The organism is Enterococcus gallinarum NBRC 100675 (genome assembly GCF_001544275.1).
GTDB lineage: Bacteria > Bacillota > Bacilli > Lactobacillales > Enterococcaceae > Enterococcus_D > Enterococcus_D gallinarum.
Map to the genome: position 1 here is coordinate 1 of NZ_BCQE01000067.1, position 3,482 is coordinate 3,482.

The 3,482-nt window shown below is 32.1% G+C and carries 4 protein-coding genes; 2 read left to right on the forward strand and 2 right to left on the reverse strand.

The features are described 5' to 3' along the window. A partial coding sequence (locus EG2_RS18025; RefSeq protein ID WP_174520217.1) for a type III toxin-antitoxin system ToxN/AbiQ family toxin occupies positions 1–278 on the forward strand: 278 nt, incomplete at its 5' end. A 272-nt stretch (positions 279–550) separates the two neighbouring features. Here the strand turns inward: EG2_RS18025 and EG2_RS18030 are convergent. Together EG2_RS18030 and EG2_RS18035 are read right to left on the reverse strand one after the other, a co-directional pair. After that, a complete protein-coding gene (locus tag EG2_RS18030) occupies positions 551–1,375 on the reverse strand; it encodes a replication initiation protein (protein ID WP_060815702.1) in 825 nt (274 codons plus the stop codon). Between the two features lie 967 nt (positions 1,376–2,342). After that, positions 2,343–2,879: a hypothetical protein gene (locus tag EG2_RS18035; RefSeq protein ID WP_060815704.1), complete on the reverse strand. Its 537-nt coding sequence runs from the start codon at positions 2,877–2,879 to the stop codon at positions 2,343–2,345. 410 nt (positions 2,880–3,289) lie between these two features. On the opposite strand from EG2_RS18035, the gene EG2_RS18040 reads away from it, so the two are divergent. Continuing rightward, positions 3,290–3,482 (forward strand): type III toxin-antitoxin system ToxN/AbiQ family toxin (locus tag EG2_RS18040; protein ID WP_174520218.1); only part of this gene is annotated, 193 nt, incomplete at its 3' end.

Consider the following 3,482-nt stretch of genomic DNA (forward strand, 5'->3'; position numbering starts at 1 on the left):
TTAAAAATTCAGATGGACGTAATATTTCTAGCATTAGATTTTGCTTCATGGTTCCTGCAGATGACTCTGTTTTAAAAGTCAAAGACTTTTCTCTTGAAAAAGATCAAAAATACGTCGGTTTATTATCTACAGAACTGACCTTTTGTCGACAAAATGAACGTCGCATTCAAGAAACAGCAAAAAGGGTTTACCATTATGGCATTGATTCTAAACACCCTCAGTATAGAAATTGTTGTAAGTTTACAAATTTAGAACAAGCTGCAACTCAGTATAAATAAAGTGACTTAGCTTATAAAGTACAAGAACAGCAATAATTTTTTTGAAAAGATGAGACGAAACGAAAAAATGAGCACTGGAACGACATTTTCAAATGGCGTTCCAGTGCTCAAAGAATAAGAGCAAGGGCGCACTTATACCCACCAAATTTTTCTTACGAAAAATTGATAGGTTTGTGCTAAAAAAGAGTACAGTTTCACGTAAGTGATCTGTACTCTTTTTCCGTCAAGCGTGTTTATTAAAATTCGCTTCGCTCATGTATTTGAATTTTATTTCATTTGCCTCCATTCAGCCAATCATGAGTAGAAATGCTTTCCACGTATTTCGAATTTTCTTCCGTTGCTCGTTGTACCGTCCAATTGTTATGAATTTCCACTTGAACCACTTTACGACCGTATCGACCTTGTAAAATTTCTAAGTCCATATCGTCGATTTTTAGATTAATTTCTTCGACTGCTTTTTTCAAAATATTTTCTTTCAGTCTGTTATAGTCATAGGTTTCTGGAGCGCCTAACCACTCTTTAAACTCTTCAGGAGTTCCCTGTAAGATTGCGATTGATTTTCCTTTATCCTTATCCGCCTCTCTCATAAGTTTGTAAAGCAAGATAGAATATTTACTTTTAAGTTTAACTGTATCTATCAACAAATGTTGCGTATAGTCATGCTTTAATTGGAGAAGATAAGGAGCGAATTGCTTGTTAATCTTTAATTGAATTTTCCCGTTTTCCCAAAGGTCAACAACTTCAAACCAACCTGTTAACGTCAAACGTTTTTCAACTTCGTTATATACACGAACGCTTTTAGCTCTCATAGATTCAAGGCTTTCAGCTAATTGACTATATGTTCGTCCATTCCTCTTTAAATTTAAAACATTAGTTAATTCATACATGGATGTTTGAACAATATTAAAATCTTCATCATCTGGTTTAATTTTTGACACCACATAATCCATAATTTTTAATTCTCTAGCGTCTAAATCATGTCTAGCTTTAGTGATTAAGTCATTAGACTCAACGACATAGTAATACTGTTGTTTTTCATATTCATCTAATGCAAAATTACGGTCGGTCCGCCAAATATAGTTTTGTTTTTTAGCCATAATAACTTTCCTTTCAAACATACTAATCATTCATATAAAACCATTATATAAAAAAACAACTATAAAAAGCGAGTAAAAAAAAAAAACACTGTGGAGTGGTGTGCTTTTTACTGTGGAGTGGTGTGCTTTTTACTGTGGAGTGGTGTGCTTTTTACTGTGGAGTGGTGTGTATTTTACTATGGTATTATCCTCGTAAACCTTGCTGTTAAGCCATTCTAATTTCCCTAAGTATTATAAAGTATTAAAGAAATATAAAGGAAATATAAAAGCGCGCGTGCGCGTGTGTTTTGTTTCTCTATTCAAAAAAAAGAACCACAAACAAAAAATTAAAAAAGGAGTGAGCGAAAAACACGCTCACATTTTACTTGCAGCGTTCACTTCGTTCACTCGCTAAGGGCAAAATCAAAACCGTTGTTCAAAGGCGAATTAGTTTAGTCTTAGAACGCCATATAAGGCTCTCTAAGACGGTTTTAGTGGTTTCAGGTAATTCTTGTTTCTTGTTCATCAGGCGCCTTTCAGGCGGTCAGGGCAAGCCCTAACAACCCAAAAGCAGATTTTAGATAGCAATATAAACTAAAATACCATTTAAACGTCATATTTTGCGTTTTAAGAGGTTTTAGTGTTTATTTCGTTTAGTTTGTCGGCATGATCGTTAAAACACCTTAGAACGCATTTTATGAGCTTTAAAAATGATTTGCTTTTTATTCGCACATTTACTTTGTCTGCTGAAAGGACAAAGTTTGTGTAAGGCTCGCTATCGCTCGTGCAGGGCAAGCCCTACATACCCAAAACCTAATAAAAGAAAGAATTAAGATTAAAATAGGTTTATTCAGCTTATTTTCACGTTTTAACAGCCTGTTGAAGATAAAGGCTACTAATTATGCGAAAAGCCCTAATAATCTCTTAGAGAGGATTATTAGGGCTTTTTATAAAACCAGATATTAATAAAATAAATTCAAACAAAAGTCTAAAAAGGTAAGTTATCAAATTGGCTATATCTATAATTTTCCATTGCCTCAAAAGATTTTTCTGCTTCGTAGGTTTTCAATAAATTGCTTAATTGATCTGTTAAATTAAGTAATTTACGTAAATGTTCTATATCTAAATTAGTCGTTTCAGTATACCGACCTTGACTAGCATTTCGTAAAATTTCTCTTACTTTAACTTCAGAATTTTTTATCATATCGGTTAAATCTTTATATTCTTCAGAGGTAGTTATACTCTCTCGGGTAATTTCTAAATTGTCTTTATAATCCTCAGAATAATAAAAATACGTACCATGATTGTTTTTGATCTTATAAATATTTTCTACTCTCTCAGTAAGTGTATATAGAGCACCTGTAACAGCCCCATCAGTAAACTCGTGATTAGAATCTTCCATTATTTTTTTTTTAAGCTGACTGTATCTAATACCATACAAATCGTTATCTATAGGTTCGTTAAGGGATCTGTTTTTTAATAAATCAACAGCTAATAATCGGATTTTTTCTGCTTGCGTGGACATTCAATCATTCTCCATTCTTCAAAATATATATAAATTAAGTATATACCAATTTCAATTAAATTTAAACTATTACAATAAAAATCAAATTAATTATAAAGCTTTAAAATTAATTTTGGATTAATTAGAAAATATAAGTGTTTTGTCAACGCTTGTGTTGGATTATTAGGAAAGGTTTGTTAAAATTACTGTAGAGATTATTAATTCTCTCGAGTTTATGGAACTCATCAAAACCAGCCTAATTCGAGTTTATGGAACTCATCAAAACCAGCCTAATTCGAGTTTATGGAACTCATCAAAACCAGCCTAATTCGAAAAAACTGAAACAAGCGCCCAAGTATATACTTGGGCGCTTGTTTTTATGTTAAAATATAGGGTAGTTATTAAAAAAAACAGCAATTGGAGGGATATTATTGGCAGATTTAGATTTTTATGAGATAGATCCTAAATACCTTAAATACTTAAAAAAATTTGATTCTTCTGTACCGGATTATTCATATGATAAACATGATAAGTTTTTTTGTGGGGTAGTTACAAAAATGAATGGCTTCCAATATTTTGCTCCTATCTCGTCTTTTAGTAGACAACAAGCAACTAATCTATTAA